Origin of the sequence: Actinoplanes oblitus, assembly GCF_030252345.1 — a bacterium.
In the GTDB taxonomy this organism is placed as follows: Bacteria; Actinomycetota; Actinomycetes; order Mycobacteriales; family Micromonosporaceae; genus Actinoplanes; species Actinoplanes oblitus.
In genome coordinates this window covers 9,732,870-9,759,791 of sequence record NZ_CP126980.1, presented here as the reverse complement: position 1 = coordinate 9,759,791, position 26,922 = coordinate 9,732,870, and the positions used below count along the sequence as shown (strand labels likewise).

Below are 26,922 nucleotides of genomic sequence, written 5' to 3'. Positions count from 1 at the left end.
AAGAGTTGTCCACATGGTGTGCACAGGGCTACCCACAGAGTGGGAGGGTCCTGTCCACAGGTTGTCCCAAGACTCGTCCACCGATGCAGTTGGGCTGGTGGCGGCCGGGTTCGTACAGTGGTCCCGCCCTCTGATCGACCGGTTCTGCTGAAGTCGGGCACTGACCGGCCGAAGGAGTCGTACGAGGGTTGTTCGCTCGTCCTGTCGGCATGGTCAGTTTGGGGGGGATGTCCCGGTGTCGATCACCGACGACGCACGGCCGGATCCACGTCCCTCTTCTCAGCCGTCCGGGGGACCCCCGAGCGGCGGTCCGTCCCGCGGCGGTGGCGCGCCGGGCGGCAGTTCCTATGACAAGGCGCCCCCGCAGGACGTCGCCGCGGAGCAGGGCGTGCTGGGCGGCATGCTGCTCTCCAAGGACGCGATCGCCGACGTGGTCGAGATCCTCAAGACCCACGACTTCTACCGGCCGATCCACGGCACCATCTTCGACGTCATCCTCGACCTCTACGGGCGCGGTGAGCCGGCCGACGCGCTGACCGTGGCGGCGGCCCTGGCCGACAGCGGCGACCTGCAGCGAGTCGGCGGTGTGCCCTATCTCCACACGCTCATCGAGAGTGTGCCGACCGCCGCCAACGCCTCCTACTACGCGCGCATCGTCGCCGACCGGGCCATCCTGCGCCGGCTGGTCGAGGCCGGCACCAAGATCGTGCAGCTGGGCTACAACGCCAACGGCAACGCCGGTGGTGACGTCGACGACATCGTCGACCGGGCGCAGCAGACGATCTACGAGATCACCGAGAAACGGGTCAGCGAGGACTTCGCCGCCCTCGGCGACATGCTCCAGCCGACCCTCGACGAGATCGAGGCGGTCGGCGCGTCCGGCGGCGTGATGCAGGGCGTCCCCACCGGCTTCCAGGATCTCGACCGCCTGCTCAACGGTCTGCACCCCGGCCAGCTGATCATCGTGGCCGGGCGTCCCGGTCTCGGCAAGTCGACAGCCAGCATGGACTTCGCGCGTAACGCGGCGATCCGGCACGGCTGCGCCAGCGCCATCTTCTCGCTGGAAATGAGCAAGATCGAGATGGTGATGCGGCTGCTCTCCGCCGAGGCGCGGGTGCCGCTGCACACCCTCCGATCCGGCCAGCTCTCCGACGACGACTGGACCAAACTGGCCCGGCGGATGGGTGAGATCAGCGAGGCGCCGATCTTCGTCGACGACACGCCCAACATGAACCTCATGGAGATCCGGGCCAAGGCGCGCCGGCTCAAGCAGCGGCACAACCTCAAGATGCTGGTCATCGACTATCTCCAGCTGATGTCCTCGCCGAAAAAGACCGAGAGCCGCCAGCAGGAGGTCTCCGAGCTCTCCCGTGGTCTCAAGCTGCTGGCCAAGGAGATCGAGTGCCCGGTGATCGGCGTCAGCCAGCTGAACCGTGGCCCCGAGCAGCGCACCGACAAGCGCCCTCAGCTCTCCGACCTGCGTGAGTCCGGCTCCATCGAGCAGGACGCCGACGTGGTGATCCTGCTGCACCGCGACGACTACTACGACAAGGAGTCACCGCGCGCCGGCGAGGCCGACTTCATCGTGGCCAAGCACCGTAACGGCCCCACCGACACGATCACCGTGGCCGCGCAGCTGCACCTGTCCCGCTTCGTCGATATGGCCATCTAACTGTGATGTCCAGCGAGGTTGTTCAACCGGGTGATGGGTGCCAGCTTGCCGATGGCGGTGTGGGGCCGATGGTGGTTGTAGTCGTGCAGGAACGCGGGTAGGGCGGCTCGGCGGGCCTTTTCGCTGGTGTAAAGCTTGGCGAAGGCCCAGCCGTCGGCCAGGGTTCGGTGGAAGCGTTCGATCTTGCCGTTGGTCTGTGGCCGGTAGGGGCGGGTCTTCTTCACCGTGATGCCGAGGTCGGCGCAGGTCGAAGCCCAGAGCCGGGATTTGTAGGCCGAGCCGTTGTCCGACAGCACCCGTCGGGTGGTGACGCCGCGTGCGGCGAACCAGGCGACGGCGCGGCGCAGCACGCCGGTGGCGGTGATCGCGGTTTCGTCGTCGTGGATTTCGGCGTAGGCGACGCGAGAGTGGTCGTCGATGACCGTGTGCACGAACGCGGTGCCGATGACGGGGTTGCGATGCTTGCTCCGCGGTTTGCCGACGGTGGCGGCCCGGTTCTTCTCGCCTTGTTGACGGCCGAGGTAGCGCCAGCCGCCGCCGTCGGGCACATTGCCGAGTTTCTTGACGTCGACGTGTAGCAAGTCGCCAGGAGCGTCATGTTCGTAGCGGCGGATCGGCTCGCCGGTGCCGCGATCCAGGTACGACAGCCGGTTTGCTCGTTGCCGGCGAAGGACGGCATGCACGGTCGAGGCTGCCAAGCCGAGTTGGTCGGCGATCGGGACCGGTCCCCAGCGCCGCTTCGTGCGCAGGTGCAGGATCTTGCGGGTCACCGGTGCGGGGGTCCGGTTCGGCTGCCGGTGTGGTCGTGACGAGCGGTCACTCATGCCGGCTTCGCCCTCGGCACGGTAACGCTCGGCCCACTTGTTCGCGGTTCGCCAGGACACGTCGTAGCGTTCGGCCGCTCGTGCGGGTGACCACCCGTCCTCCACGATCAGACGCGCCAGCCGCAATCGCGCTCGAACGGTCAGCGCAGCGTTAGCGTGGGACATGAAGGCCTCCGGGTGCTGGTCAGCGGTGTCTCGACAACTCCACTGCAGCGCTGGAGGCCTTCATCGTTCACCGAATCAAGCCATGATCGTCAGATCGAGTGGTCACACTTCCTCGACCAACGTCCCCGGACATCACATCTAGCTGTGCCGGCCGCCTGCGGCGCACCGGACAAAATCCCGGAAAACGCACGGCAGTCTGCGGTTCGATGCCACCCCGTTTTCGGTACGCCCGGAGCGTCCCGTCCGTGCCCGTGCCGAGTCCCGTGCCTGTAGCCCCGTGCCCGTGGCCGTAGCTCAGCCCTGCGCGTCCTTTGTGGGCCGTGCTTCGTCGTCGCGAGCCGGCTCTCGCCAGGGCGGCTGTGCCGCGGGTGCACGCCGGGTCGCGGCAGTTGGCCGCGGCCCCCGTCCGGCGTGCATCGCATCGGGCTGGAGTCACCTTCGGCGGCTGCAGCGAGGCGGCTGGCAGCGAGGCGGCTGGCAGCGAGCAGGTCAGCCGCTGCGTCCGCCTCGTCCGGTGGTCGATCGGTGGAGTCGTCCGGTCCGGCGTGCGGCCGTCATGCCGCCTCGTCCGGTGGTGCATCGTGCGGACTGACTGGTTCGGTATGTGAAGCTCGTCGGGTTGCGTCGTCCGGTGGGCGATCTGCGATCAGGTGACCTCGTCCGGCGGGCCTGATCAGGCGGTCTTGCTCAGCGGGCGGTCTGTGGAGCGGTCAGGCGGTCGCGTCCAGCGAGCGGTCTGCGGAGCGGTCAGGCGGTCGCATCCGGCGGCCGGTGGGCGGAGACGAGCTGCTCGACCTGCCGGTGCTTGCCGGCTGACGCGTTCTGCACCGTCTCGACGATCACGCGGGCCAGGGTCTCCACGTTCCACTCCCGGCAGGCCTGCTGGTCCAGGCGCAGGTCGACGAGGTCGCCGTCAGCGTTGACGGTGGCTCGCACGACGCCGTCCGGGGACTGGGCGCTCACCTGCATGGTGGCCAGGCTGCGCTGGAGCTCGTCCACTCCGGAACGCATTTCCTCGTACCGGCCGTAGACATCTTCCAAGTCGTCTCGCAGGTCCTGGTTCGCCGTGCGGTCAGCTGTTTCAGTCACGGTTGTTCCTCCGTTCGCCGCGACAGGGGGCGACGTGACAATACCCAAGATCAGCGACGTAGCGTATTCCAGTGACTTCGTAACGCGAACGAAAAGAGAGACCTATCGAAATATCTCTCTTTTAAGTGACGGCCTGACTCCGTTTTGTGGTCACCGACAGTGACCAATGCCACTGTGGCCAGTTCGTCCGGCATCCTTCGGTGTCTCACCGGCAAGAAGTTGCCGCTGGTAGTACCGACATTGTCACGGGCATGGCTGTCGCGCGGTCGGAGCGAGGCGCGGTCGCTCTCGGTCAACGGCAGCCGCCGGAGGCGCTTGAGTAATGTCTCGCCGCCGTCCCAATTCCCGGACGCCGCGGTATCACCGGGGAGACCGCCGACGGAGGCGGCAACCAGACCATCGCCGAATCGGCTGGCCATACCTTTGCCGAACAGCCGTCAACACGGAGCCGGTCGGTGCAACACGGCTTCGGCGAACGGCCCACGAAAGGATCCGGAAGGCCGAGGCCGCCAACCCGCCCGCGAGCCGGTCCACAAGGCGACGCGTGAAAAACCGACCCCGGCTGCCAGGGGATGGGCCGCTGGCGCCGTACACCGACCCGACGTCGTTGCCTACGATCGGGCGATGGCGGCAGCAACACCGCGCGGGCGACCAAATCGGACGCCGAGCGCGACATCCCCGCCCCGCTGGTCCACTACCAGCGCCACTGCGACGTCAAGCGCACGTGGCGACCGCTGCGGCACACCACAGAAGTAGGCAGGAGACCCGGCATGCCGGAAGACGCAGACATCTGGGAAGTACGACTGGGCATCTACGCCACCGAGGAACAGGCGGAGATCATCAAGGAGCAGGTGACCAGGCTTCTGTGTCCCGATCCCGACCACGCGCCACCCTGTCCCGTTCCCTGGACCGTTCAGCTCCTCACCCGATCGGCACTAGAGGATGCCGACACCTACGGGGAGTTGGTCGAGCAGGCACGAGTGGAGCGTCGTCTCCGCCCGTAAGAGATCGGGCCTACCGCGTCGACTCACGGCGGCGCCCGCCGATTCCCTCTGCCGGCGGGCGCCCCGATCCGACGGGCCTCACCGGAAGGGCTTGAAAGAAGCAGGCGGAACCCGCCCCGGCCGGGTGGGACCGGGGCGGGCGCCACGACCGCCAGCGGATGACACGCTGCGGGCGGAAAGCGGGCCGTCAGCCCAAAGGGCAGATGAGCGGACCGTCAACTCGTGAAGGGCCCACCGGGCGGAAGACCAACCGGTGAGGACGCCAACCGGGCGCACCGCCGACCGTGCAGACCGCCAGCGAGGCAGACCGCCGATTGTGCAGACCGCCAGTTAGGCAGACCGCCGATTGTGCAGACCGCTGACTGAGCGGACCGTCAGTCGAAGAGATCGTGCAGGAACCCACGCCGCCGGTAGTGCCCATGGTGCCCGTAGTGCCGGTAGTGCCCGTGATGCCCATAATGCGGCGCCGGCGGGTAGTGCGCTGCCGGCGGCGCGTGGTGCACCGGAGCACCATAGGCGGGCGGCGGCGGGGGCGGCGGAACATATCCGTGCCCGCCGTGCGGTGCCGGAGGCGGCGGCGGAGGCGTGTGGGTGGCCGGACCCGGCGCCGGCGCGGAACGGTTGTAAGTGGCCTCGGCAGCGAACAGTTTCTCCAGCTCGCCGCGGTCCAGGAAGATGCCGCGGCACTCGGTGCACTGGTCGATCGTGACGCCGCTGCGCTCGTAGACCCGCATCTCGCCGTGACACTTGGGACAGGTCATCTGCATTTCATTGACGGTACAAGGCTGTGTCATGCCGTGGGGCGGAAGGACCTGTGCGATTGCTGAACGCCAACACCGGTTGCCGACGCCAGCACCGGTGCCGACGCCAGCACCGGCGCCCACACCAGCAGCGCTGCCGGATAGAGCAGATAGCCGAACCGCGTGGTCGGCATCAACAGGATGGCCGCGAGCAGCCCCCAGCCGCAGAACAGCGCCGCAGCCCCGGCATCCCGCGGCGGCCGGCGCAGCAGCAGCCAGCCGATCACCAACCCGGCGGCCACGAGGAGGGCGGCCGCCAGGATCCGGCCACCGGGCAGATGTTGAGCGACGAGATACCCCGGAAAGGGGGACTGTGCCGGACTGGTCACCAGCCCGTGCCCGAGCGGGAACCGGAGCACGTTCTCCACCAGAGCGTCCGAGTCGGCCAGCAGCGGCGGGACGAGGACGAGAACCGGCAGCCCGACAGCGAACGGGATCAGCCGGCGACCCCGGCCGGCCACCACGGCCAGCACCACGAGCACCGCCACCACCGGGAAGGCGAACAGCTTGGCGGCCGCCGCGATCCCCACCGCCACTCCGGACCAGGCGAATCGGCCGGTGGCGGCGAGGGCCAGGGCGAGCAGGCACAGGGCCAGCACCGGGATGTCGTCACCACCGGTGGCCAGGGTCAGTGCGGTCACCGGCAGGACGGTGGCGGCCTGGATCGCTCGTACCGGAAAGGGGTGAAAAGGACGCAGGACCGCGACGGCCAAGCCGACCGCGAGCACCGCGGTGATCGCGAACCACACCCGTGCGTCGGTCCACCAGTGGTCGCCGGCGAGCGCCCGCGGCAGCCCGAAGATCGCCATCCCGGGCTGATAGGGGCGATAGCCGAGCAGCCGCTCGCCGATCGGCAGGGTCGCGATCCCGGCCCGGCTCAGGTAGGGCGTCCCGTGCTCGACCAGCGACTTCCCCATCGCCTCGACGACCAGCACCTCTTCCTGCGCGCGGTCGGTGCGCCCGCCGGCTCGCTGCACCGCCTCCACCACCAGCGGCAGCAGCGCCACCCCGGCCCACGTCAACCACGCGAGCCAGGCCCGGCACCGATCATCGAAAAGCGTCGAGAGCGAAAAACCCGATTTGGGTACGTCGGGAGCGTCCTCGACCGGCGAAGCGCTGGAAGCGGCAGCACCGGGCCGGGCATCCGCGGCAGGCATACCGGCGGCACGCGCACTGATCGAAGCCCCGGAGGCCGACGTGGCCGGCGCCGAGGCGGCCCGCCCGGCCAACGAGTAGGTCACCAGCTGCGCGACCACCACCACCGCCGCGACCGCGTACCCCCAAGCGGCGATCAACCCCCACTGCCGATGCGGCAGCAACGTCGACGTCACGCCGGTGACCAGGGCGAACGCCGCGGCCGCCAGATACCACCCGAGATCCGCAGCGAGCCCGCCGCCGGCCCGGTCGATCCGCCTGAGTAGTCCGCCGGCCGCTGAAGTCACGCCGGCAAGTGTGGCAGAGAAGATCTCCCCGCCCCGGACGACCGCCGAACCGGCATCCGCACCACCGCGCCGGCATCGTGCAGCGCCACCGCCAGCGCCCCGGGCCGTCCCGCCGACCCTCGCTGCAGTGTCCCGAGGAACCGGGCCGCCGACAGCGGCCGCGCGAACAGGTGTCCCTGCCCGGCCAGGCAGCCCAGCTCCCACAGCGCCCGGCGCTGCGGTTCGCTCTCCACGCCCTCGGCCACCACCGTCAGGTGCAGGTTGCGGGCGAGGTCAACGGTGGTCCGGATCACCGCGGCCGCCTCCGCGGAGGTCTCCACCGCGGCCACGAACTCCGAATCAATCTTGAGTTGGTGCACCGGGATGCGGGAGAGCACGGAGAGCGAGGAGACCCCGGTGCCGAAGTCGTCGACGGCCAGCCGCACCCCGGCGTTGCGCAGTTCGGCCAGCACCCGGGCGACCACCTCGAGCTGGCTGATGGTGAGCGTCTCGGCCAGCTCCAGGACCAGCCGGTTGGCCGGCACGTCGTGGTGCTCCAGCCGGCTCAGCACCGCGGCCGGGAAGTCCGGGTCGAGCAGGCTCCGTGGCGACACGTTGACCGCGACCGGCAGGTCGAAGCCGGCCTCCCGCCAGGTCCGCATGGCCGCCAGCGACTGGTCCAGGACCGCGTCGGCGAAGGCCGGCAGCTGGCCGGAGCGCTCCACCGCCTCCAGGAACCGGAGCGGGTCGAGGTCGCCCTGCCCGGGGTGGTGCCACCGGGCCAGCGCCTCGGCCGAGATCACTTCGCCGCTGCCCAGGTCGACTATCGGCTGGAAGTCGACGGTGAACTCGTGCTCGTCGACCGCGCGGCGCAGCTCACCGGTGAGCATCAGCCGTTCGACGTCAGCGGTGTCCCGGGCGGGCGTGTAGCTCATGGTCGGCTCGCCGGCGCGTTTCGCCTGGTACATGGCGATGTCGGCGCGGCGCATCAGCTCCTCGACACTGCCCGTGCCGGCTGCCAGGGCGATCCCGCCGGCCGCCTCGACGGTGATCTGCAGGCCCTCGACCTCGATGCCCGGTTCCAGGGCGGCGAGCATGGTGCCGGCCCGGTGGTTGGCCAGCGCGGGCGTGGGCAGGCCGGTGAGCAGCACGGCGAACTCGTCCCCGCCGAGCCGGGCCACCAGGTCGCCGGGTGCGGCCGCGCGGCTCAGCCGGCGGGCCACCTCGCAGAGCACGACGTCGCCGGTGGCGTGCCCGAGCGTGTCGTTGACCTCCTTGAAGTGGTTGAGGTCGATGATCATCAGGGCGACCAGGCCGTCCGGCGTCGCGTCGTGGCACAGGCGCTCGGCCCGCTCGTAGAACTGCCGGCGGTTGGCCAGCCCGGTGAGCGGGTCGTGGGCTGCCGCGTACGCGTTCTCCGCCGCGATCCGAGCCAGCTCGGCGTACGCCTGAGCGTTGCGGATCGCGGTGCACACCGCCGAGGCGAACGTGTGCAGCTTGTACTCCTCCACCTCGGTCAGGCGCACCGCGCCACCGAAGCCCAGCCGCAGCACCCCGACCCGGACCCCGCCGTCGTGCGCGATCAGGTCCACGCTGGTGTCGCCGGGGCGGGCGGGCGCCACGGCCAGCGGGCCGTCGGCGAGCACGCGTTCCTCGGTGGCGCGCACCGTCCGGCCGGGGCTGTCGGCGGTCAGGTCGATGGCCGCCTCGGCAGCCCGGAAGATCTGTGCGGCCCGGGTCGCCGCGGAGTGCAGCACCTGGGTGAGATCGACGGCGTTGAGCTCGTCGGTGGCCTTCGCCAGGCGCTGCCACGACTCGCGTTCCTCCCGGGTCCGGGAACTGCGGGACTGCCACAGCTGCATGCAAGCCACAACGAGCGGGACGACCAGGAGGAGCAGCACGTTCGCGTGCGAGGTCAGCACCCAGAGGGCGAGCAGGCAGGCGCCGAGCTCGCCCAGGAAGCCGATGACCTTGCCCATCAGGGTGCGCCGGGCGGTGCGCAGGATGCTGGTCCGGTTGTCGGTCGCCAGGACCGGGAGGAAGACCAGCTGGTCGACCACGGTGAAGACGACCAGGCCAGTGATCACCGCGAGCACCGGGACGTGTGGCTCGGTGACGCTGGGGCGGACCCCGAACGCCGCGAAGACCGCACCGGCCGCGCTCACCGTCAGCGCCTCCTTGGCGGTGGCGAAGACGGTCTTGCGGAGGCCGAGCCGGTCCCAGATCTTGAGGGCGAGGACGCTGACCGCGGCGCAGAGCACCACCCAGGGCGCCGGGATCAGCATGAGCCCGACCAGCGCGGGAATCTCGTCCCAGGCGAGGCCCTCCCGGCCGGATCGCACCCGGACCGTCACCCGCAGGCGGTACGCCGCGACCACCGTGCCGCAGAGCAGCACCAGCAAGCCGAGGGGCGGGACCGGCTCCGGATGGAGGTAGGCCTGATGGGCCCAGATGGCGGAGGCGCCGATCCCGAAAACGACGACGAGACCGATGAGCAGCCGAAGCCGCCGATCGGTCGCGTCGTCGTTGGTGCCGGTCTCAGACATGATGTCCTTGTCGCCGAACGCAACTGAGCTGTCGCTCAGGGTTCAAGGCTATTCATCTGCGCCGTTTTGCGCATCACTGTCTTTTTCAGAGCCAGTCGCCGCCGCGCATGGCGTTCTCCTTCATCCTCGATGGTCCGGAATCCGCTCCCTGGCGGCCGGGTCTTCAACGAAGCCGGCCGGGTGTCCGTCGCGACGAGATCGAAGGTAGGCTGCGATCTTTCCGATTTCCAGTAGATCGTGTCGTTATGAGCATAATGCGGGAACGATTCCAGCGATTGTTACTGACGGTTCCCGAATGGCAACGGAAAGCAATGAAAAACCGTTCCGATTTCTATTTTCAATACCCCCGGGTAGGCCGCCTGAGCAGTGCCGGAGACGCTATGACCCGGGTATGGACAAAGTGTGAAGTCAACTCGGCGGCGATGCGAACGTGCTTCCCGGCGGCGCTCTATAAGCTCGCGGGTATGCCCGAGGAAACACGGCTGACGCACGTCGATGAGACAGGTGCCGCCCGGATGGTCGACGTGTCCGCCAAGACGGTGACCGAGCGCCGGGCCGTCGCCGCTGGTCAGGTGCACACCACCGCCGCGGTGATCGCCCTGCTGCGCGGCGGTGACCTGCCGAAAGGTGACGCGCTCGCGGTGGCCCGGCTGGCCGGCATCATGGGCGCCAAGCGCACCCCCGACCTGGTGCCGCTCTGTCACCCGATCGGGCTGCACGGGGTCGAGGTCGAGCTGGAGCTGGGCGCCGACGTGGTCGAGATCACCGCGACCACCAAGACGGCCGACCGCACCGGCGTCGAGATGGAGGCGCTGACCGCCGTGGCCACCGCCGGTCTCGCGATGATCGACATGATCAAGGCGGTGGATCCGGCCGCCAGCCTGGACGCGGTCCGCGTGCTCCGCAAGGAGGGCGGCAAGACCGGACTTTGGGTACGCCCGGAGGACCGGCCGTGACGATCCGAGCCCGCGTGATCGTCGCCTCGAACCGGGCGGCCGCCGGGGTCTACTCCGACACCAGCGGCCCGCGCCTGGTCGCCGGCCTGCGCGAGCTCGGCTGCGAGGTGCCCGACCCGGTCGTCGTGCCGGACGGCGAGCCGGTCGCCGCGGCGCTCCGGGCAGCTGTCCAGGACCACGTCGACGTGGTCCTGACCAGCGGCGGCACCGGCGTGACCCCGACCGACCGGACTCCGGAGGCGACCCGCCCGCTGCTCGACTTCGAGATCCCGGGCATCGCCGAGGCGATCCGCGCGCACAGTCGCGACAAGATCCCGGCCGCCGCCCTCTCCCGCGGCCTGGCCGGCGTCGCCGGGCGCACCCTGATCGTCAACCTGCCGGGCTCCACCGGCGGTGCCAAGGACGGTCTCGCCGTCCTCGCCCCGCTCCTCGCACACACTGTCGACCAGATCCGAGGCGGCGACCACTAGCGGACTACGCTCGACCGGTGAGCGCTGACGTGAACCCCCCGGTCGGCTGGGATCAGGCCCGCGAGCTGGCCTATCAGGCCGGGCTCGCCGCCTCGGCCGGCACCGAGCGGATCCCCCTGGCCGACGGCGACGGCCGCACCCTGGCCGAGCCGCTGCGCGCCCTCACCGCCCTGCCCGCGTTCCCCACCTCCAGCATCGACGGCTGGGCGGTGCGCGGCGCCGGCCCGTGGCGGCCGGTCGGGCGGGTGCTGGCCGGCGGCACACCGCCGCCGCTGACCGGCGACGGCACCTGCGTCGAGATCGCCACCGGCGCCATGGTGCCCGAGGGCGCCGCCGCCCTGATCCGCGTCGAGGAGTCCACCACCGGCGCCGACGGGCTGGTCACCGGCACCCCGCGGGCCACCCCGGAGTGGCGGCTGCCCGGTGAGGAGGCCGCCGAGGGCGAGGAACTGGTGCCGGCCGGCACCCCGATCGACCCGGCCGTCATCGGCGTCGCGGCCACTTGTGGACATGAGACGCTGACCGTGCGCCCCGAGCCCCGGGCCGCCCTGTTGGTCTTCGGCGACGAGCTGCTCACCGCCGGCCCGCCCGGCGCCGGGCGGGTCCGTGACTCGCTCGGCCCCCAGGTCCCGGGCTGGCTGCGCCGCTGCGGCGCCACTGTCACCTCGGTCGCCGGCCCGGTCCAGGACACCCTGCAGGCGCACCTCGCCGCGATCCGCACCGCGCTGGCCACCGCCGACCTGGTCTGCACCACCGGTGGCACCATGCACGGGCCGGTCGACCACCTGCACCCCTCGCTCACCGAGCTCGGCGCGGACTACGTGGTCAACACCGTCGGCGTCCGCCCCGGCTTCCCGATGCTGCTCGCCCGGGTGCCCGGGCCGGACGGCCGCCAGCGGTTCCTGGCCGGCCTGCCCGGCAACCCGCAGTCCGCGGTGATCGCCCTGGTCAGCCTGGTCGCTCCGCTGCTCGCGGGGCTGGCCGGCCGGCCGTTCGCGGCCGAGTTGCCGCAGGTCGAGGCGGCCACCCCGGTCCCCGGCCGCGGCCGGGACACGCATTTGGCGCTGGCCGCTCTCGACCCGACCGGCCGGGTCGCCACCCCGGTCGGCCACGTCGGCTCGGCGATGCTGCGCGGGCTCGCCAATGCGCACGGTTTCCTCGTGGTCCGCCCCGGCGTCAAGGTCGCCGCCGGCGACTCGGTTCCGTTCCTGCCCCTTCCGCTGCTGCCCGGGGAGCGCGTATGACAGTCACCATCGCCGAGGTCCTCGACGCCCCGCTGGACCTGGCCGCGCACGAGGCCGCGGTGGCCGACCGCCGGGCCGGCGCCGTCGTCTCCTTCCAGGGCGTGGTCCGCGATCACGACCACGGCCGCGGTGTCACCCTGCTGGAATACGAAGGCCACCCGACCGCCGCCACGATCCTTCGCGAGGTGGCCGAGGAGATCGCCGCCGACCCGGCGGTCTACGCGGTCGCCGTCTCGCACCGCATCGGCACCCTGCGGATCGGCGATGTGGCACTGGTCGCCTCGGTCAGCACCGCACACCGGGCCGCCGCGTTCGAGGCGTGCGCCCGCCTGGTCGACGAGGTGAAGGCCCGCCTGCCGATCTGGAAACGCCAGGTCTTCCTGGACGGCCAGGAGGAATGGGTCAACTGCCCCTGAGGGCGAGAAACACGGGCTAGCCGCCGCGGGGGACCGGGATGGCGACGCGCTGCGGAGGCGCGGGGGGTGCCGGAGCCGTCCGCCAGGGAAGGGCGCCGGTCAGCAGGATCAGCGCGAAGGCGTACACGTTCCAGCCGAGCAGCACCGGCACCGGCACCACCAGCAGGGCGTATCCGGCGGCGGCGACACCGCGCCGGACTGGGCGCCCGGTGTCGGCGAGGATCAGCAGCGCGGGCAGCAGCCAGATCAGCTCGGCCGGCGTGCTCATCGGGCCGAAGGCCGCTGCGGCCAGGCCGATCACGGTGAACGCGGCCACCTCGTCGCCGGCGCCCAGCGCCGACCGCGCCCGGAACAGCCCGGCCGCCAGCAGCACCGCGCCGAACGACAGCCAGACCAGCACCGGTGGCGCCGGGCAGCCGTAGAGCCGGGCGAGCACCCCGGCCAGCGCCTGGTTGCCCGGTGTGGTCAGCGGATCGGTCCGGTTCAGCTCCCACAGCGTGTCGCCGAACCAGGTCACCGTCTCCCGCGGGGCGAACAGCAGCCCGGCCAGCGTCACGGTGACCGCCGTGGTCAGCGCGGTCACCGCGGCCCGCCGCCGGCGCAGAACCATCAGCCCGGCCAGGAAGAACAGCGGGGTCACCGCGAACGCGGCGGCCAGCCCGGTGCCGATGCCGGCCCACGTGCCGTCGGCCCAGCCCTGCCGCAGCCGGTCCAGCAGTGGCCCGGGGCGCTCGGCGAGCCAGCACGGCGTCCGCCGGACCCGGCCGGCCCGGACCGCACGGGCCCGGCGCAGCGCCACCAGATCGGCCACCACCAGGCCGAACAGCAGCAACTCCGGGCGTCCCTCGCCGAGCGCGGCCCGGACCGGCTCGGTGAGCAGGGCGAGCGCGGCGGCGGCCAGGACGAGCGGGGTGCGGCGGCGGCCGTGCCGGCGGGCGACGGGGCCGGCCAGCACCACGGTCGCCAGCAGCAGTGCCGCGACGCCGGCCAGGGCGAGGAGCCAGCCGGCCGCCTTCAGCGGCAGGAGGGCGAGGGGCGCGAGGAGGATGGCGAGTGCGGGCGGCAGCGCGACGCCGGCTCCGCTCACCGGTTCCCGGTACGCGTAGAGCTCGGCCCCGCCCAGCCAGTCGCGGACGGCCGCGTGCGTGACGGCGAGAGTGCTCAGGCCGTACCGGGAAAGGAACAGCGCGACCAGCGCGAGGGTGACCAACCCGCCCACCGCGACCAGAGCGGACCTGGTTGGCGCGGCGCGAAGCGCGCGTTTCTGACTGACCGGCATGGCCCGACCCCTGTCTCGTCCTCCGGGCGCGGCACGGCCTGCCACCGGCGCGGGTCACGTGGTGGCAGGTCGGTTGCCGGGCGGAAGCGAGCGGTGAAGGCGCAGACCGTCCGTGCGGCCCCTCGCTCGCTTTAACGCAAAGGTCGCTACAAGGTTGTTATCCGGTCAATTAGGGCATAGTGGTCGCGCACACCGGGTGCGTCGACGTCACCCGGGCAGCTTCCGGGCGGCGGTGGCGGAGAGAGTGGCGATCTTCGCCTCGCGCTTCGCGGTCCGGGCGGCGCGGCGCACCGAGCGCTGCGACCGGTCCACCGCCCGGCTGAGCGAACGCTGTCCGCGGTCGACGGCGTGCGTCGTGCGATAGCGCAGCCCGGGCTCGCCCTCGGTGTCGACAGCCGCGAGCAGCAGGCCGCCCAGCAGGCCGAGATTTTTCAGGAAGTGGATCTGCTGGTCGCCGCGGCGGTCTTTCGGGACGGCCCAGAACGGGTGCCCGGCGAACGTGGTCGGGATCAACCCGGCGGCCAGCACGGCGGCGGCCGGCCTGGTGAAGCGGCCGGTGGCCAGCGCCAGCCCGGCCGTGACGTCGGCGGCGGCCTTGGCCCGCACCAGCGTCTTCGGGTCGGTGGGCAGTCGCGGGTCGGTCTTTTCCAGCAGCGGGGTGAGCCGGTCGGTCACCCGGCGGGCGGCCTGGATGCGGCCTTCGCCGGGATTGATCAGCACGCGGACCCCGCTGATCACGAAGATCGAGGCGAGCATGGCTCGGGCAGCGGTGCGGACGGGCTTCATGAGATCCCTTATACCCGTCTTGGGGAGATCACACCGGCTGCGTTCTGAGGTAGCGACCGAAGTGCGGGACGGTGAACGCGACGGTGCCCCGCTCGCCGGAGTAGATGAGTCCCTTTTTGATCAGCGCGTCCCGGGCCGGCGACAGGCTGGCCGGCTTGCGGCCCAGCGCCACCGCGATGTCCGAGGTCGGCACCGCGGCGTCCATGTCGTTGCCGGGGTCGTTGGAGAGCGCGGCCATCGCCCGCATGTACTCCCGCTCGGCCGGGGTGGCCCGCTCGAAGCGGGAGCCGAAGAAGCCGACCGCCAGTTCGCTCTCCGCCTCCGGCGCGGCCACCCGTACGTCGTCCGCGGTGATCGGCGACTGCGGCGCGTGGTCCCAGGTCGCCTTGCCGTACGCCTGCACGAAGTACGGATACCCGCCCGACTTCTCGTAGAGCAGATCGAGCGCCTCCTGGTCGTAGTCGACGCCCTCGCGCTCGGCCGGCACACCGAGCGCCAGGTCGGCCGCGTCCCGGTCGAGCCGATCGATCCGCTGGTACCGGAACAGCCGCTCGGAGTACGACTTGGCGGCGGAGAGCACCGCGGGCAGGTGCGGCAGCCCCGCACCGACCACGATCAGCGGTGCACCCAGCTGGGACAGCTCGTGACACGCCGCGCAGAGCGCCGACACGTCGGTGGCGCCGAGATCCTGCATCTCGTCGATGAACAGCGCGATCCCGGTGCCCACGTCGGTGGCCAGCGATGCCGCGTCGGTGAAGAGCTCGACCAGGTCGATCTCGATGTCCCCGGAGTCGGCGCGGCCGCGGGCCGGCGGCACGTCGATGCCCGGTGCCCAGCGGTCCCGGATCTTGACTGTTCCGAGACCGGCTTCGGCCCGCAGCGCGAACGCCTTGAGCACGCCGAGCACCTCGTCCACCCGCTCCGGGGCGCGGTGGTGCGGGGCCAGCTCGCGGATCGCCATGTGCAGGGCGCCGGAGACCGGCCGGCGCAGCGACTGGTCGGGCCGGGCCTCGATCTTGCCGGTGCCCCAGAGCCGGCCGATCGCCGCCGAGCGCAGCGTGTTGAGCAGCACCGTCTTGCCGACCCCGCGCAGGCCGGTGAGGACCAGACTCCGCTCCGGGCGACCCCGGGCCACGCGCTCCAGGACGACGTCGAAGGCATCCAGCTCGCGGCGGCGTCCGGCCAGCTCGGGCGGGCGCTGACCGGCGCCGGGGGCATACGGGTTCCGCACCGGATCCATGACGTAGCACCGTATCGGGCCATCTAGGACGAACGCTAGAGTCGGCTCGATATGTCGCTCTAAAGCTGTCTAGCTCTGTCGCTAGAGTCCGCTAGAGCGGCCTACTGACCCGGGTACTCCCGGAGGCAGAGCACGAAGTCGACGTCGTCGTACTCGGTGTCGTAGTAGTACCACTTGGTGTAACCGGGCACCTTGCCGCACTTGGCGACCGCGTCCTTCTCCCCGGTAGTCCGGCCGTCGACCCGGCTCAGCACCTCGTAGGTGTTCGTGGTGCAGGTGACGATGCGCAGCTCCGGCTCGGTGTTGGTGCCCTCGTTGCGCACGCACTGGCCCTTGCCGGCGAACCGCGCGTCGGCGCTGGTCTGCGGGCGCGGCACGCTGACCGCCGCGGCGGTGGTCGCGGTGGCGTCCGGGGTGGCGCCGTCGTCCTTGCGCCCCAGCACGTACCACACCGCGGTGGCCAGGCCGCCGCCGAGCAGCACACTGAGCACCGCGATCAGGGCGCCCATCGCGATGCCCCGGCGCCCGCCCCGCTCCGGCGACGGGGCAGGCGGCTGCCAGGCCGGTTTCGGCGGGTACTGCTGGTGCGGGATCGGGGCGGCCTCCCAGGCGGGGTCGTGCATCGCCCGGCTGTTCTCACCCCAGGGGTCGGAGGGTTCCGCGTACGGCTCCTCGGGTCGTCCGCCGGCCCAGGGCGGGCCGGAGTGCGGGCCGTTGTGCGACATGCTGTCACGGTAGCGTGCCCGGCCTGCACCGATGGTGACGGAATCGCCTGCGGATACATCACATCGGCCGAGTTGTCCACAACCCGACCTGCGTTCACCCGCCCGAGCCGTTACGGTGCCCGATCGTGGTACTACCCGTGATGATCTTGGCGGTGCCGGCGCTGTTCCCGGCCGGCCGGTGCTTCGCCGGCGCCCTGTCGGCGCTGCTGGCCGCCGGACTGCTCGCCGCCCGGCTCGGTGCGGTCCCGCAGCTGCCGGTGCTGCTCCTCGGCGTCGAGACCGGGGTCTTGCTCGCGGTGATCGATCTGCGGACCCTGCGGCTGCCCGATCCGCTGGTCGGCACCCTCGCCGCCGGGGTCGGTGTGCCGCTCGCGCTGCTCGCCCCGGCGCGGATCGGCCCCGCGCTGCTGGCGGCGGTCCTGACCGGCGCCGGTTACCTGCTGATCGCGGTGCTGCCCGGCCACGGTCTCGGGTTCGGCGACGTGAAGCTGGCGGCGGTGCTGGCGCTGCTGGTGAGCCTCGCCGCGGGCTGGCCGGCCGTGCTGACCGGGGTGCTGGTGGCGCACCTGATCGGCGCCGGGGTGGCGGTGGTGCTGCTGGCCACCCGGCGCCGCCGGATCTTCCCGTTCGGCCCCGCGCTGCTGATCGGGGCCTTCGCGGCGCTGCTCACAGCAGCCTGAGCTGCCGGTCCTTCGGTCGCGCCGGAGCCGCCTCGCCCAGCTTCTCGAACAGCCCGGAGTCGATCACGTCCAGGAACGGTGTCGGCTGCTGCTCCCGCTCGCTGCCGTGCCGGGACCGCTTCGCCGCGTAGCTGACGTAGAGCCGGTCCTGCGCACGGGTCAGCCCGACGAAGAACAGCCGGCGCTCCTCGGCGATCTCCTCCTCGGACGGCGTCGCGCCGGGCCAGCGCAGCGGCAGCAGCCCGTCCTCGCAGCCGACCAGGAAGACCACCGGGAACTCCAGGCCCTTGGCGGCGTGCAGGGTGAGCAGGTTGACCGCCTCGGCACGCGGATCCAGCGCGTCCACCTCGGCGCCGGTCTCCAGCTGCTGCAGGAACTGCGGCAGGTCGTCGCCGACCCGCTGGGCCAGCGGGGTGAGCAGGTCGGCCGCCGACCAGATGTCCTCCGGGGTGATCTGGCCACCGTCCAGCGTCGGCGCCGCGTAGCGCTGGGCCAGCACCTGCGCGGCGAGCCGGACCCGGGCGGCCAGCGAGCCACCCAGCCCGCCGGCGTGCCGCAGCTCGCGGGCGATCACCTCGACACCGGCCCGGTCCCGCAGCCGGTTGTGCGAGCGCTTCTGCACCGGCACCCCGGCCCGCAGCAGCGCGTCCAGGATCGGGCCGGACTGCGAGTCGGTGCGGTAGAGCACCGCGATGTCGGAGAACGAGAGCGACCCGGCGACGGCCGCGCGCGAGTCCACCCGGCCCGAGTCCAGCGACCGGTGGGAGAGCCCGCCGACCAGCTCGTCGATGGTGCGGACCACGAAGTCCGCCTCGTCGGTGACGCTGCGCGCCGGGTAGCGGCCGACCAGCGGCGCCTCCGGGTCGAGCCGGGCCGGGTCCAGCCGGCGGCCGCGGACCAGCGACGACGGGGCGATGGCCTGCACCGCGGCGGCCAGGATCGGTGCCGAGGACCGGTAGTTACGGGTCAGCCGGACCAGGCGGGCGTCCACGAAGTCCTGGTTGAAGCGGAGGAAGTAGCGCACGTCGGCACCGCGGAACGAGTAGATCGCCTGGTCCGGGTCGCCGATCGCGCACAGGTTGCCGTCCGCCGGGCTGAGCAGCCGCAGCAGCTCGTACTGCAGCTCGTCGACGTCCTGGTACTCGTCCACGAAGATCCACTGCCAGCGCCTGCGGTACTTCTCGACCAGGGCTGGGTCCTCCCGCAGCAGCGTCACCGGCACGCTGATCAGGTCGTCGAGATCGACCAGGTCCTGCTGGCGCAGCAGTTTCCGGTACGCCGCCTCGTCGTCCCCGGCCTGCTCCCGGGCCTGCTTCTGCTCCGGCTCCTCGGCGATCCGCCAGCCGGTGCCGAGCCCGGCCGCCTTGGCGTTCTCCTTCAGCACGGTCAGGCCGAGCGAGTGGAACGTGCCGACGGTGATGTCCTCGGCCACGTCGCCGAGCAGGCTCTCCAGGCGCTCGCGCAGCTCGGCCGCGGCCCGCCGGGTGAACGTGATGGCCAGGCAGCGCTCCGGGAAGACGCCCAGCTCGGCGCAGAGATAGGCGATCCGGTGGGTGAGCGTGCGGGTCTTGCCGGTGCCCGGCCCGGCCACGATCAGCAGCGGCCCGCCGGGTGCGGAGGCGGCCACCCGCTGCATCGCGTCGAGCCGGTCCAGCAGGCCGGTGCCGACCTCCTCCATGCCGGCCAGCATCGGCTCGAACGGCTCGTGCGGGCTGGGCGGCGAGGCGATCGGCGGCGGGGCCGGCTTCTCCTTGGCCGGTTTGGCCTTGGGCTTCGGCTTCTCCTCCTTGGCCGCCGTCTTCGGCTTCTCGACCGGCAGCATGTCGAAGAGGGTTTCCACCTGCGGCGCACTGTTGCGGTTGCGCAGCTCGCCCGGCTCGAACAGGGTGATCACGCCGTACTCGCCGTCGTAGCCCGGGACACGGCGTACGTCACCGCGCCGCAGCCTGGTGATCGCCTCGCGCAGCTCGTCACCGCCGGCCTTGCCGATCTCGTCGACCGGGACCTTGCGCAGGATGTCCAGCTCCGCGCCGAGCGTGGCGACCAGGTGGTTGAGCTGCGACTCGACGGTCTTGGACTTGGGGCCGACGCCATGGATCTCGCCGAGGATCTCGTGCAGCTGGATCAGGTGCTCGACGTGCGTGTCCCTGGTGAAGCCCACCGGGCGGTCGGCCAGGTCCTCGACCCGGCTCAGCACACCGACGGTCAGCGGGCGGCCGCACTCCGGGCAGCGGCCGCCGGCCTCGCGGGTGCGCTCCGGCTCCCAGTTCACGCCGCAGGCACGGTGGCCGTCGGCGTGGTACTTGCCCTCCTCCGGGAAGAACTCCAGGGTGCCGGCCAGGCCGGCGCCGTCGCGGACCGCGAAGTAGTCGGGGGTGCCGGTGAACAGGGTGGCCTCGCGGGCCAGGGCGCCCGGCGAGTGCGCGTCCGAGTTCGAGACCAGGCGGTAGCGGTCCAGGCTGGAGACCCGCCAGTTCATCGCCGGGTCGGAGGAGAGGCCGGTCTCCACCGCGGTGATGTGGTCGGCCAGGTCGGCGTAGCAGTCGGCGATCGCGTCGAACCCGGACTTGGAGCCGAGCGCGGAGAACCACGGGGTCCAGATGTGCGCCGGGATCAGGTAGCCGCCGGCCTCCAGGGTGATCTCCAGCAGGTCGCGGGAGTCCAGCCCGAGGATCGGGCGGCCGTCGGCGGTCAGGTTGCCGATCCGGCTCAGCGCGGTGTTGATCCGCCCGGCCGACTCGAAGTCGGGCGCGTAGAGCAGGTGGTGCACCTTGCGGGTGCGGTCGTCCCGCTTGTAGATCGTGGAGATCTCCACGCTCAGCATGAACCGGGCCGGCGCGGTGCCCTTCAGCGAGCCGGGCAGTCGTCTGGTGACCGCCTGCTCGTCGTTCAGCCGGTAGAGGCCGGGGCCGGCCGGCTCCAGGCTCTCCCGCAGGTGCTCGAACCACGCGGGGTGGGTGAAGTCGCCGGTGCCCAGCAGGGCGATGCCCTTGCGCCGTGCCCACCAGGCCAGGTTGGGCAGGGTCAGGTCGCGACTGCAGGCCCGCGAGTATCGCGAGTGGATGTGCAGGTCCGCGACGTACGTGTCCGGGCTGACCTCCACGTCTCGCATCCTGTCACGGCCGTCGGTTCCGGCATGAATCGCCACGCTCAAACACACTTACCGATCTTGATGAGTTACGCCACGCGGAGTTCGACCACCGTGACCTGCGGCGGCGCGCCCACGCGGACCGGTGGTCCCCAGAAGCCCGCGCCGTTGGTCACGTAAACCGGCACGCCGTCCACCCGTCCGAAGCCGGAGACTACCGGTTGCTGCAGTTTGACGAGGAGGTTGAAGGGAGCCATCTGGCCGCCGTGCGTGTGCCCGGAGACCTGGAGATCGACCCCGTAGGGCGCGGCCTGTTTCGCGGCCAGCGGCTGATGCGCCATCAGCACCACCGGCCGGCTGGTGTCCCGATCACCGAGCGCCTTGCCGAAATCGGCCGGATCACCGTGCTCCTCCCCGCCCAGGTCGTTGACCCCCGCCAGGTCAAGCCCCTCGATCGCGACCCGCTCGTTGCGCAGCGGGCGCATGCCCAACTCGGCCACCTCGTCGATCCACTGCTGGTAGCCGGAGTAGTACTCGTGGTTACCGGTCACGAAGTAGGCGCCGTGCCGCGACTCGATGCCGCGCAGTGGCTCGGCGAGCCGTCCCAGTTCCGCGACACTGCCGTCCACCAGATCGCCGACGACGCACACCAGGTCCGCGTCCACCGAATTGATCACCCGGGTGATGCGCTCGGTGTGACCGATTCCGGTCAGCGGGCCCAGATGAATGTCGGAGACCACCGCCAGTCGCGTCCCGTCCATCGCCCGAGGCAGCTTGGCGATCGGAAGCCGCACCCGATCGATCCGCGGCGCACCGGTCGCGGTCCGGATCCCAAAGCCGGTGACACTCGCCGCGGTGAGGCCGGCGAAGATCGCCGCCCCCCGAGCCAGCACCAGCCGCCGATCGACCCCGCCGTCCGCCCGGTCCGGGCTTGTCGTGCCGGCCGCTACCGCCGCGCTCTCCGCGATGGTGTCGCTCACCCCGCGGACCCGACCCGGCGAGCCGCCGCCAGTCGCGGTACCGGCCAGGGCCGGCGTCTCGGTCCCGATCTCGGCGCCGGCCAGGGCCGGCGTCTCGCTACCGGTCCCGGCGCCGGCCAGGGCCGGCGTCTCGCTACCGGTCCCGGCGCCGGCCAGGACCGGCTTTTGGCTCCCGGCGGCCGGAGCCGCCCCGGCGACCTGCGACCCGGAAACCGCCGCTCCACCGCTCCGCTTCTCTTCCGCGAGCTTTCCCGCACGCCCGCGACGCACCCAGGCCAACCGCACCACCAGCCGCGGAATCTCCAGCACGAGCAGCGTGATCAGCAGGTAGAACATCAGGGCGATCCACAGGTACCCCGGCCAGGCCAGCCACTTCACATGCCCGGCGCGCACCCCGATCAGCGTCGCCGGCACCAGCAGCATGAGCCCGGCGGCGATCACCGTGCCCACCCGCCGCCACCGGCCCGGCCGCAGCGGGTCGAGCACCAGCCGCTTGTACAGGTACAGGTGGATCAGGACGATGACCAGCAGGATCACCGCGAAGAACACCGCCACCCGGACTCCTCCCCAAGCGCGGCCTCCGGCCGCACGCCAAGTCTCCCTGATCCACCCCCGGGCGTCCGGGCGTGCCCCCACCCCGCCGGTTGTCTCAGTCGCGGCCCTGCCAGGTGGTCACGCACACCTCGTTGCCCTCCGCGTCGGCCAGAACCCAGAACGCCGGAGCCCGCCGCTCGGACACCAGTCGCCCTCCGGCGGCCACTGCTGCGGCGAGCCGGCCCGGCGCCTGGTCATGTGGCACACACAGGTCGAAGTGGACCCGGTTGCGCTGCGGCCGCGGCTCGGTCATCTGCTGGAACCAGATCGCCGGGCCCCGCCCGGCCGGGTCGACGATCGGATCGGCCGGGCCGTCGGCCGAGGGCTCGTGCGTGTAACCCAGCACCGCTTTCCAGAACGGGCGGATCGCCGCGCTGTCCAGCGCGTCGATCGCCACCTCCAGCATCTGCACCGCCTGGGGCTCGGTCGTGCGCCCGATCGTCGCCAGCGCCGCGGAGATCCGGTGGGCCAGCTCGACATCCCGGCTGGTCAGCGAGGCAAGCCGGAGCGTCTGCAGGCTGAGGAACACGCGATCCGCGCGCAGGTCGGCCCGCAGATGGCCGTCGGCATGCTCCCCGGCGGCCCGGACCGCGGCGGCGACCACCTCGGCCCCGGCGGCCAGCGAGGGAACCGGAACGGCGCTCTGCAACGTGCCCAGCAAGAACCGCCATCCCACATCGAGCACCGCCTCGGACGCCTCCGCCCGACTCACCACCCGCACCACGCCGGCCTCCCTCGCTGACTCGCCGATGACTCCCCCCGGAGCGCCCCGAATCCTGCCGGAGGGGTACGACAAAACCGCGAACGCCGAAGTCAGCAGGGGGCCATCGAGGGGCTACGAGATGGGCTGGACCAGCGAATGGCCCGGCATCAGCCGCCGGCGAACGGCGGCAGGACGTCGACAGTCGACCCGGCCGGCAACACAGCACCGCGGTCATGGCAGGACAACCCGTCCACCAGGAAACTGGCCGCCTTCATCACCAGCCCCAGCCGCTCACCATGCCGATCGGTGAGCACCCGAGCCAGCTCCTCCAGGGACCCGGCAGCGACCTCCTCGCTGGACAGGCCACCAGCCGCCGCCCGAGCCCCGGCGAAATACCGAACCGTCAGCACAGCCCTCATCCCCCGATCGCCGACATGGGCCGAGCCGGCTGCAGGAACGCCGGGTCGTCGATGCCGTGGCCGGCTCGCTTGCCGGCCATGGCCACCCGCCACGCCTCAGCGATCTCGCGGTCGGGCGCTCCATCACGCAGCAGCTTCCGCAGATCGCTCTCCTCGGTGGCGAAGAGGCAATTCCGCACCTGCCCGTCAGCGGTCAGCCGGGTCCGGTCGCAATCGCCGCAGAACGGCCGAGTCACGCTCGCGATCACCCCGACCCGAGCCGGCTTCCCGGCCGCGTCCACGTGCCCCGGCACCAGCCAGGTCTCCGCCGGCGCCGTTCCACGTGAAACCACGTCGGGCCGCAGATCGAAGGGCTTCAGCGCGTCGAGGATCTCCTCGGCGGTCACCATCGTGTGCCTGTCCCACTGATGCTGAGCGTCCAGGGGCATCTGCTCGATGAACCGCGACTGGTAACCGTGCTCCAGCGCGAACCGCAGCAGCCCCGGTGCCTCGTCGTCGTTCACCCCGCGCATCAGCACCGTATTGATCTTCACCGGGGTCAGCCCGGCGTCCGCCGCCGCGCGCAGGCCGCGCAGCACGTCGGCGTGCCTGTCGCGCCGGGTGAGCTCCTGGAACCGCGCGGGATCGAGGGTGTCCAGCGACACGTTCACCCGATCGAGCCCGGCGTCGCGCAGCGGCACGGCCAGTCGATCGAGGCCGATGCCGTTGGTGGTCACCGACATCCGCGGCCGTGGCTCGAGCCGGGCCACCTCGGCGATGATGCCGACCAGGCCGCGCCGGATCAACGGCTCACCCCCGGTGAACCGGACCCCGGTGATGCCCAGGCGCTCGACGGCGATCCGGACCAGCCGGATCACCTCGGCGTCGGTGAGCTGGTCGGGCTGCGGCATCCAGGCCAGACCCTCGGCCGGCATGCAGTAGGTGCACCGCAGGTTGCACCGGTCGGTCAGGGAGACCCGCAGGTCGGTCGCCACCCGCCCGAACCGATCGGCGAGCGCGATCACGGCCGCCACCGGGCCCACACGACTGATCCCCTGATCTCGCTCACCAATCGAATCTAGCCGCTCCCGCGCCGACTTGCCGCTAGCCGTTTCGCCCTATGGGCGGGGGCCGACCGGCACGGTGCGGCATCGCGCCCTCCCCGCCGCACGCCCCACCCACCCTGGGGGCTGACCCCGGACCCAGTCTGCCGGACCGCGGCACCCCGAGCCGGACCCCCTGTGGACAACCCGAACATGTGGACGACACCTACCCGCGAAGCACCGCCTCAGCCGCCCCCAGCACCGCCCCCCGATACCCCGCCCCGAAAGCCGCCGTATGCACCAGCAACAGATGCAGTTGATGCAACGGCACCCGCCCGCGCCACCCCTCCGCCAGCGGCCATTCCTCCTGGTACGCGCCGAGAATCACGTCCAGCCCGGCCACCCCGCCGAACAGCGCCAGCGTCGCCAGATCGGTCTCGCGATGCCCGCCGTGCGCCGCCGGATCGACCAGCCACCCGCGCCCGTCGGCGGCCCACAGCACGTTGCCCGGCCACAGGTCGCCGTGGATCCGTGCGGGCGGTTCCGGCACGGCGTACCGGTCAATGGTGTTGATGACCTCCTCGACCACCGCGGCGTCGGCACCGGACAGCGCACCTCGATCGACGGAGGTTCGCAGGTAGGGCAGCAGGCGCCGGTCCGCGAACCAGGAACTCCAGGGCCCGTCGGACGGCGTGTTGTCCAGCGGCAACGGCCCGATCCAGCCGGGCCAGGGCGCGCCGAAACACTCCGCGCCGCTGCGGTGCAGCATCGCCAGATCGCGCCCGAACCGTGCCGCGGCCTGCGGCGGGGGGCCGCTGTTGGCCGGCTCGACCCATTCCATCGCGATCATTTCGGGCAGCGAGACGAGGATTTCCGGTACGGGTACCGCCCCCGCCTCCCGCAACCAGCGCAGCCCCGCCGCCTCCGCTGCGAACAGTCCCGCCGGAGCCGCCCCACCCGGCCACGTCTTGGCGAACAGTGACGTACCGTCATCCAGGGTCAGCCGGGATGCCGAACTCACCCCGCGATGTACCGGTGTCTCCCGGATCCGCTGGTGCGTGAGGAATGTCGGGAGATGCTCCGGGTGCGCGCGCAGATACGCCATGTCCACCCGGTTATCTTGCGCTTCTGGTGACGGACATCCCATTTCAGAGGCAAAATGTCGGCATGGCCCCTGTCGCAGTGCGTTCATACCGCCCGAGTGACCACTCCGCGGGCCGGCGGCTGTGGGCCGAGCTCACCCGGCAGCAGCACGAGATGTACGGCGAGGCCGACGACGACAGCGGCGCCGGCTTCGAGGAATATCTGACCAGGCTCGATCTGAGCGGCCTGTGGGTCGCCGACCACGCCGACGACGGCGTCATCGGAATGGTCGGGCTGATCATGCGGAACCGCGCCGGCGAGGTCGAGCCGGTGGTCGTCACGATCACCCACCGGCACAAGGGCGTCGGCCGTCGCCTGCTCCAGCACGTCGCGGCCGAGGCGAAAAAGCGGAACATGACCTCGCTGACCATCTCCCCGTCCTCGCGCAACGTCGAGGCGATCCGCAGCCTGCACGCCGCCGGTTACGACGTGGTCTCCTCGATCGAGCTGACCATGGACCTCGACCGGCACACCCATGCCTGGCAGCAGGAGGGCCTGGAGTTGCAGGGCTTGCCGTTCCGTAACTGACCCGGCCTGTGGACAGGCTGTCCACAGGCGGCGAGGAAGGCATGCGGCCGATCGGCCGGCCGGGCCAGGCTGCCCGGCATGACATCCGATTGCAGCCTCGTCATCCGGACGCCCGCCGAGCTGATCGCCATGGTCCCGTTCGTGATGGGCTACCACCCCAGCGACAGCCTCGCCATCGTCGGCCTGCGCGGTGACCGGCTGGAGTTCGCCGTCTGCCACGACCTGCCGCCGCCGCGCGCCACCGACGCCACCGCCCAGGAGTTGGCCGCCGGGGTCGCCGACGCGGTCGCCAGGCAGCGGGTGCGCGGCGCGGTCGTCGTCGGTTACGGGCCGCTGAAACGGGTCACCCCGGCGGCGCTGCGCTGTGCCGAGGCGCTGCGCCGGCGCGAGGTGACGGTGCTGGACGTGCTTCGGGTCGCCGGCGGGCACTGGTGGTCCTACCTGTGCGGCAGCGCCGACTGCTGCCCGGCGGAGGGCCGGCCCTGCCTGCCCGGGGACAGCGTGATCGCCGCCGAGGCCACCTTTCGCGGCCAGGTCGCGCTGCCCAGCCGGGCCGAGCTGACCGCACAGGTGGCAGCTGTCGGTGGCGCCGAGCGCGCCGAGATGGTCCGCGCCACCGAGCGGGCCCGGCGCCGGTTCGGCGGCCTGCTGACCGGTGACCAGCCGGCGAGGCACTACGAGCGGCTGGTCCGGCAGCAGGGGCAGGACGCGGTCCGGGCCGCCGAGCGGTGCTACCGATCCGGCGGCCGCCTCGGGCCGGATGAGATCGCCTGGCTGGGCGTGCTGCTGACGGACCGGGCGGTGGAGGACTTCGCGCTGGACCGGGTCGTCCCGCGGGAGGAGTGGCGGATCCGGCTCTGGACCGACGTGCTGCGCCGGGTGGAGCCGCCCTATGTCGCCCCCGTCGCCTGCCTGCTCGGCTATACCGCGTGGTGCGCCGGGCGCGGCGCGCTGGCCCGGGTCGCGGTGGACCGGGCGCTGGCCGTGGAGCCGGCGCACCAGTTGGCCGGCCTGCTGCACGAGGTGCTCGGGTTCGGGCTGCCTCCGCACCTGGTGCTGCGCGGCCGGCAGCGGCCGGGTCGCGGCCGGCGGCGGCGATGAGGTCGCCGGCCGGGCGAGGCCCGGCCG

Annotated in this window: 24 protein-coding genes; 9 read left to right on the top strand and 15 right to left on the bottom strand. The window is 71.7% G+C overall.

Annotated features, from left to right (window positions below; all coding sequences use genetic code 11):
- Nucleotides 1-235: 235 nt before the first annotated feature.
- Complete coding sequence (gene dnaB / locus Actob_RS43665) at nucleotides 236-1,672, top strand: replicative DNA helicase (protein ID WP_407653521.1); 1,437 nt, start codon at nucleotides 236-238, stop codon at nucleotides 1,670-1,672.
- On the opposite strand, the gene Actob_RS43660 is transcribed toward dnaB, so the two are convergent.
- Together Actob_RS43660 and Actob_RS43655 are read right to left on the bottom strand one after the other, a co-directional pair.
- Nucleotides 1,669-2,661, bottom strand: a complete 993-nt coding sequence (locus Actob_RS43660; RefSeq protein ID WP_284917804.1) for an IS481 family transposase — start codon at nucleotides 2,659-2,661, stop codon at nucleotides 1,669-1,671. The genes dnaB and Actob_RS43660 overlap by 4 nt on opposite strands.
- A 747-nt stretch (nucleotides 2,662-3,408) precedes the next feature.
- Nucleotides 3,409-3,750, bottom strand: a complete 342-nt coding sequence (locus Actob_RS43655; RefSeq protein ID WP_284917803.1) for a YbaB/EbfC family nucleoid-associated protein — start codon at nucleotides 3,748-3,750, stop codon at nucleotides 3,409-3,411.
- A 770-nt stretch (nucleotides 3,751-4,520) separates the two neighbouring features.
- Between Actob_RS43655 and Actob_RS43650 the strand changes: the two genes are divergently transcribed.
- The gene (locus Actob_RS43650) at nucleotides 4,521-4,754 is read left to right on the top strand and encodes a hypothetical protein (RefSeq protein ID WP_284917802.1); all 234 of its coding nucleotides are present in this window, start codon (nucleotides 4,521-4,523) and stop codon (nucleotides 4,752-4,754) included.
- 374 nt (nucleotides 4,755-5,128) lie between these two features.
- Here Actob_RS43650 and Actob_RS43645 read toward each other — a convergent pair whose 3' ends face one another.
- From Actob_RS43645 to Actob_RS43635, 3 genes are read right to left on the bottom strand one after another with little or no spacing between them, the layout of a single operon-like run.
- On the bottom strand, nucleotides 5,129-5,521 hold the full coding sequence (locus tag Actob_RS43645) for a TFIIB-type zinc ribbon-containing protein (RefSeq protein ID WP_284917801.1): 393 nt from the start codon (nucleotides 5,519-5,521) through the stop codon (nucleotides 5,129-5,131).
- Nucleotides 5,522-5,544: 23 nt separating this feature from the next.
- Nucleotides 5,545-6,996 carry a glycosyltransferase 87 family protein gene (locus tag Actob_RS43640; RefSeq protein ID WP_407653518.1) on the bottom strand — a complete coding sequence of 484 codons (1,452 nt, stop codon included), beginning with the start codon at nucleotides 6,994-6,996 and terminating at the stop codon, nucleotides 5,545-5,547.
- Nucleotides 6,993-9,521: a putative bifunctional diguanylate cyclase/phosphodiesterase gene (locus Actob_RS43635; RefSeq protein WP_284917800.1), complete on the bottom strand. Its 2,529-nt coding sequence runs from the start codon at nucleotides 9,519-9,521 to the stop codon at nucleotides 6,993-6,995. Before Actob_RS43635 ends, Actob_RS43640 begins: the two co-directional genes overlap by 4 nt.
- Nucleotides 9,522-9,985: 464 nt before the next feature.
- Here Actob_RS43635 and moaC point away from each other — a divergent pair, with 464 nt between their 5' ends.
- From moaC to Actob_RS43615, 4 genes are read left to right on the top strand one after another with little or no spacing between them, the layout of a single operon-like run.
- The gene (gene moaC, locus Actob_RS43630) at nucleotides 9,986-10,477 is read left to right on the top strand and encodes a cyclic pyranopterin monophosphate synthase MoaC (RefSeq protein ID WP_284917799.1); all 492 of its coding nucleotides are present in this window, start codon (nucleotides 9,986-9,988) and stop codon (nucleotides 10,475-10,477) included.
- On the top strand, nucleotides 10,450-10,947 hold the full coding sequence (locus tag Actob_RS43625; RefSeq protein ID WP_284917798.1) for a MogA/MoaB family molybdenum cofactor biosynthesis protein: 498 nt from the start codon (nucleotides 10,450-10,452) through the stop codon (nucleotides 10,945-10,947). Before moaC ends, Actob_RS43625 begins: the two co-directional genes overlap by 28 nt.
- Before the next feature lie 17 nt (nucleotides 10,948-10,964).
- Nucleotides 10,965-12,191, top strand: a complete 1,227-nt coding sequence (locus Actob_RS43620) for a molybdopterin molybdotransferase MoeA (protein WP_284917797.1) — start codon at nucleotides 10,965-10,967, stop codon at nucleotides 12,189-12,191.
- Nucleotides 12,188-12,607 carry a molybdenum cofactor biosynthesis protein MoaE gene (locus Actob_RS43615; RefSeq protein ID WP_284917796.1) on the top strand — a complete coding sequence of 140 codons (420 nt, stop codon included), beginning with the start codon at nucleotides 12,188-12,190 and terminating at the stop codon, nucleotides 12,605-12,607. Before Actob_RS43620 ends, Actob_RS43615 begins: the two co-directional genes overlap by 4 nt.
- 16 nt (nucleotides 12,608-12,623) lie before the next feature.
- Here the strand turns inward: Actob_RS43615 and Actob_RS43610 are convergent, their stop codons facing one another.
- The 4 genes from Actob_RS43610 to Actob_RS43595 form a co-directional block, all read right to left on the bottom strand.
- Nucleotides 12,624-13,886 carry a glycosyltransferase 87 family protein gene (locus Actob_RS43610; protein WP_284917795.1) on the bottom strand — a complete coding sequence of 421 codons (1,263 nt, stop codon included), beginning with the start codon at nucleotides 13,884-13,886 and terminating at the stop codon, nucleotides 12,624-12,626.
- Nucleotides 13,887-14,093: 207 nt separating this feature from the next.
- A complete protein-coding gene (locus Actob_RS43605) occupies nucleotides 14,094-14,672 on the bottom strand; it encodes a DoxX family protein (protein WP_284917794.1) in 579 nt (192 codons plus the stop codon).
- A gap of 28 nt (nucleotides 14,673-14,700) precedes the next feature.
- On the bottom strand, nucleotides 14,701-15,912 hold the full coding sequence (locus Actob_RS43600; RefSeq protein ID WP_284917793.1) for an ATP-binding protein: 1,212 nt from the start codon (nucleotides 15,910-15,912) through the stop codon (nucleotides 14,701-14,703).
- 101 nt (nucleotides 15,913-16,013) lie between these two features.
- Nucleotides 16,014-16,637 (bottom strand): LppU/SCO3897 family protein, encoded by a 624-nt coding sequence (locus Actob_RS43595; RefSeq protein WP_284917792.1) that lies wholly within the window; start codon nucleotides 16,635-16,637, stop codon nucleotides 16,014-16,016.
- 140 nt (nucleotides 16,638-16,777) lie between these two features.
- On the opposite strand from Actob_RS43595, the gene Actob_RS43590 reads away from it, so the two are divergent.
- A complete protein-coding gene (locus Actob_RS43590; RefSeq protein WP_284922536.1) occupies nucleotides 16,778-17,317 on the top strand; it encodes a prepilin peptidase in 540 nt (179 codons plus the stop codon).
- Here Actob_RS43590 and Actob_RS43585 read toward each other — a convergent pair.
- From Actob_RS43585 to Actob_RS43560, 6 genes are all read right to left on the bottom strand, one after another.
- Nucleotides 17,304-20,429 (bottom strand): UvrD-helicase domain-containing protein, encoded by a 3,126-nt coding sequence (locus Actob_RS43585; protein ID WP_284917791.1) that lies wholly within the window; start codon nucleotides 20,427-20,429, stop codon nucleotides 17,304-17,306. The genes Actob_RS43590 and Actob_RS43585 overlap by 14 nt on opposite strands.
- A 65-nt stretch (nucleotides 20,430-20,494) precedes the next feature.
- Entirely contained in the window at nucleotides 20,495-21,940 is a 1,446-nt protein-coding gene (locus Actob_RS43580; RefSeq protein WP_284917790.1) for a metallophosphoesterase, read from the bottom strand.
- Between the two features lie 94 nt (nucleotides 21,941-22,034).
- Nucleotides 22,035-22,691 (bottom strand): VOC family protein, encoded by a 657-nt coding sequence (locus tag Actob_RS43575; protein WP_328518407.1) that lies wholly within the window; start codon nucleotides 22,689-22,691, stop codon nucleotides 22,035-22,037.
- Nucleotides 22,692-22,849: 158 nt separating this feature from the next.
- Nucleotides 22,850-23,101, bottom strand: a complete 252-nt coding sequence (locus Actob_RS43570; protein ID WP_284917789.1) for a MoaD/ThiS family protein — start codon at nucleotides 23,099-23,101, stop codon at nucleotides 22,850-22,852.
- Nucleotides 23,098-24,114, bottom strand: coding sequence for a GTP 3',8-cyclase MoaA (gene moaA, locus Actob_RS43565; RefSeq protein WP_284917788.1), 1,017 nt, complete (start codon nucleotides 24,112-24,114; stop codon nucleotides 23,098-23,100). Before moaA ends, Actob_RS43570 begins: the two co-directional genes overlap by 4 nt.
- A gap of 235 nt (nucleotides 24,115-24,349) precedes the next feature.
- Complete coding sequence (locus Actob_RS43560; RefSeq protein WP_284922534.1) at nucleotides 24,350-25,234, bottom strand: fructosamine kinase family protein; 885 nt, start codon at nucleotides 25,232-25,234, stop codon at nucleotides 24,350-24,352.
- Between the two features lie 56 nt (nucleotides 25,235-25,290).
- On the opposite strand from Actob_RS43560, the gene Actob_RS43555 reads away from it, so the two are divergent.
- Both Actob_RS43555 and Actob_RS43550 read left to right on the top strand, forming a co-directional pair.
- Complete coding sequence (locus tag Actob_RS43555) at nucleotides 25,291-25,794, top strand: GNAT family N-acetyltransferase (RefSeq protein ID WP_284917787.1); 504 nt, start codon at nucleotides 25,291-25,293, stop codon at nucleotides 25,792-25,794.
- 78 nt (nucleotides 25,795-25,872) lie between these two features.
- A complete protein-coding gene (locus Actob_RS43550) occupies nucleotides 25,873-26,895 on the top strand; it encodes a DUF4192 domain-containing protein (protein WP_284917786.1) in 1,023 nt (340 codons plus the stop codon).
- Nucleotides 26,896-26,922: the final 27 nt, after the last annotated feature.

Excerpts from the sequence above, each read along its gene's own strand:
- Actob_RS43635 (WP_284917800.1), bottom strand. The coding sequence starts at position 9,521 with ATGTCTGAGACCGGCACCAACGACGACGCGACCGATCGGCGGCTTCGG.
- Actob_RS43570 (WP_284917789.1), bottom strand. The coding sequence starts at position 23,101 with ATGAGGGCTGTGCTGACGGTTCGGTATTTCGCCGGGGCTCGGGCGGCG.
- Actob_RS43550 (WP_284917786.1), top strand. The coding sequence starts at position 25,873 with ATGACATCCGATTGCAGCCTCGTCATCCGGACGCCCGCCGAGCTGATC.
- Actob_RS43645 (WP_284917801.1), bottom strand. The coding sequence starts at position 5,521 with ATGCAGATGACCTGTCCCAAGTGTCACGGCGAGATGCGGGTCTACGAG.
- Actob_RS43615 (WP_284917796.1), top strand. The coding sequence starts at position 12,188 with ATGACAGTCACCATCGCCGAGGTCCTCGACGCCCCGCTGGACCTGGCC.
- Actob_RS43555 (WP_284917787.1), top strand. The coding sequence starts at position 25,291 with ATGGCCCCTGTCGCAGTGCGTTCATACCGCCCGAGTGACCACTCCGCG.
- Actob_RS43590 (WP_284922536.1), top strand. The coding sequence starts at position 16,778 with ATGATCTTGGCGGTGCCGGCGCTGTTCCCGGCCGGCCGGTGCTTCGCC.
- Actob_RS43595 (WP_284917792.1), bottom strand. The coding sequence starts at position 16,637 with ATGTCGCACAACGGCCCGCACTCCGGCCCGCCCTGGGCCGGCGGACGA.
- Actob_RS43610 (WP_284917795.1), bottom strand. The coding sequence starts at position 13,886 with ATGCCGGTCAGTCAGAAACGCGCGCTTCGCGCCGCGCCAACCAGGTCC.
- Actob_RS43605 (WP_284917794.1), bottom strand. The coding sequence starts at position 14,672 with ATGAAGCCCGTCCGCACCGCTGCCCGAGCCATGCTCGCCTCGATCTTC.
- Actob_RS43650 (WP_284917802.1), top strand. The coding sequence starts at position 4,521 with ATGCCGGAAGACGCAGACATCTGGGAAGTACGACTGGGCATCTACGCC.
- Actob_RS43660 (WP_284917804.1), bottom strand. The coding sequence starts at position 2,661 with ATGTCCCACGCTAACGCTGCGCTGACCGTTCGAGCGCGATTGCGGCTG.
- Actob_RS43585 (WP_284917791.1), bottom strand. The coding sequence starts at position 20,429 with ATGCGAGACGTGGAGGTCAGCCCGGACACGTACGTCGCGGACCTGCAC.
- Actob_RS43600 (WP_284917793.1), bottom strand. The coding sequence starts at position 15,912 with ATGGATCCGGTGCGGAACCCGTATGCCCCCGGCGCCGGTCAGCGCCCG.
- moaC (WP_284917799.1), top strand. The coding sequence starts at position 9,986 with ATGCCCGAGGAAACACGGCTGACGCACGTCGATGAGACAGGTGCCGCC.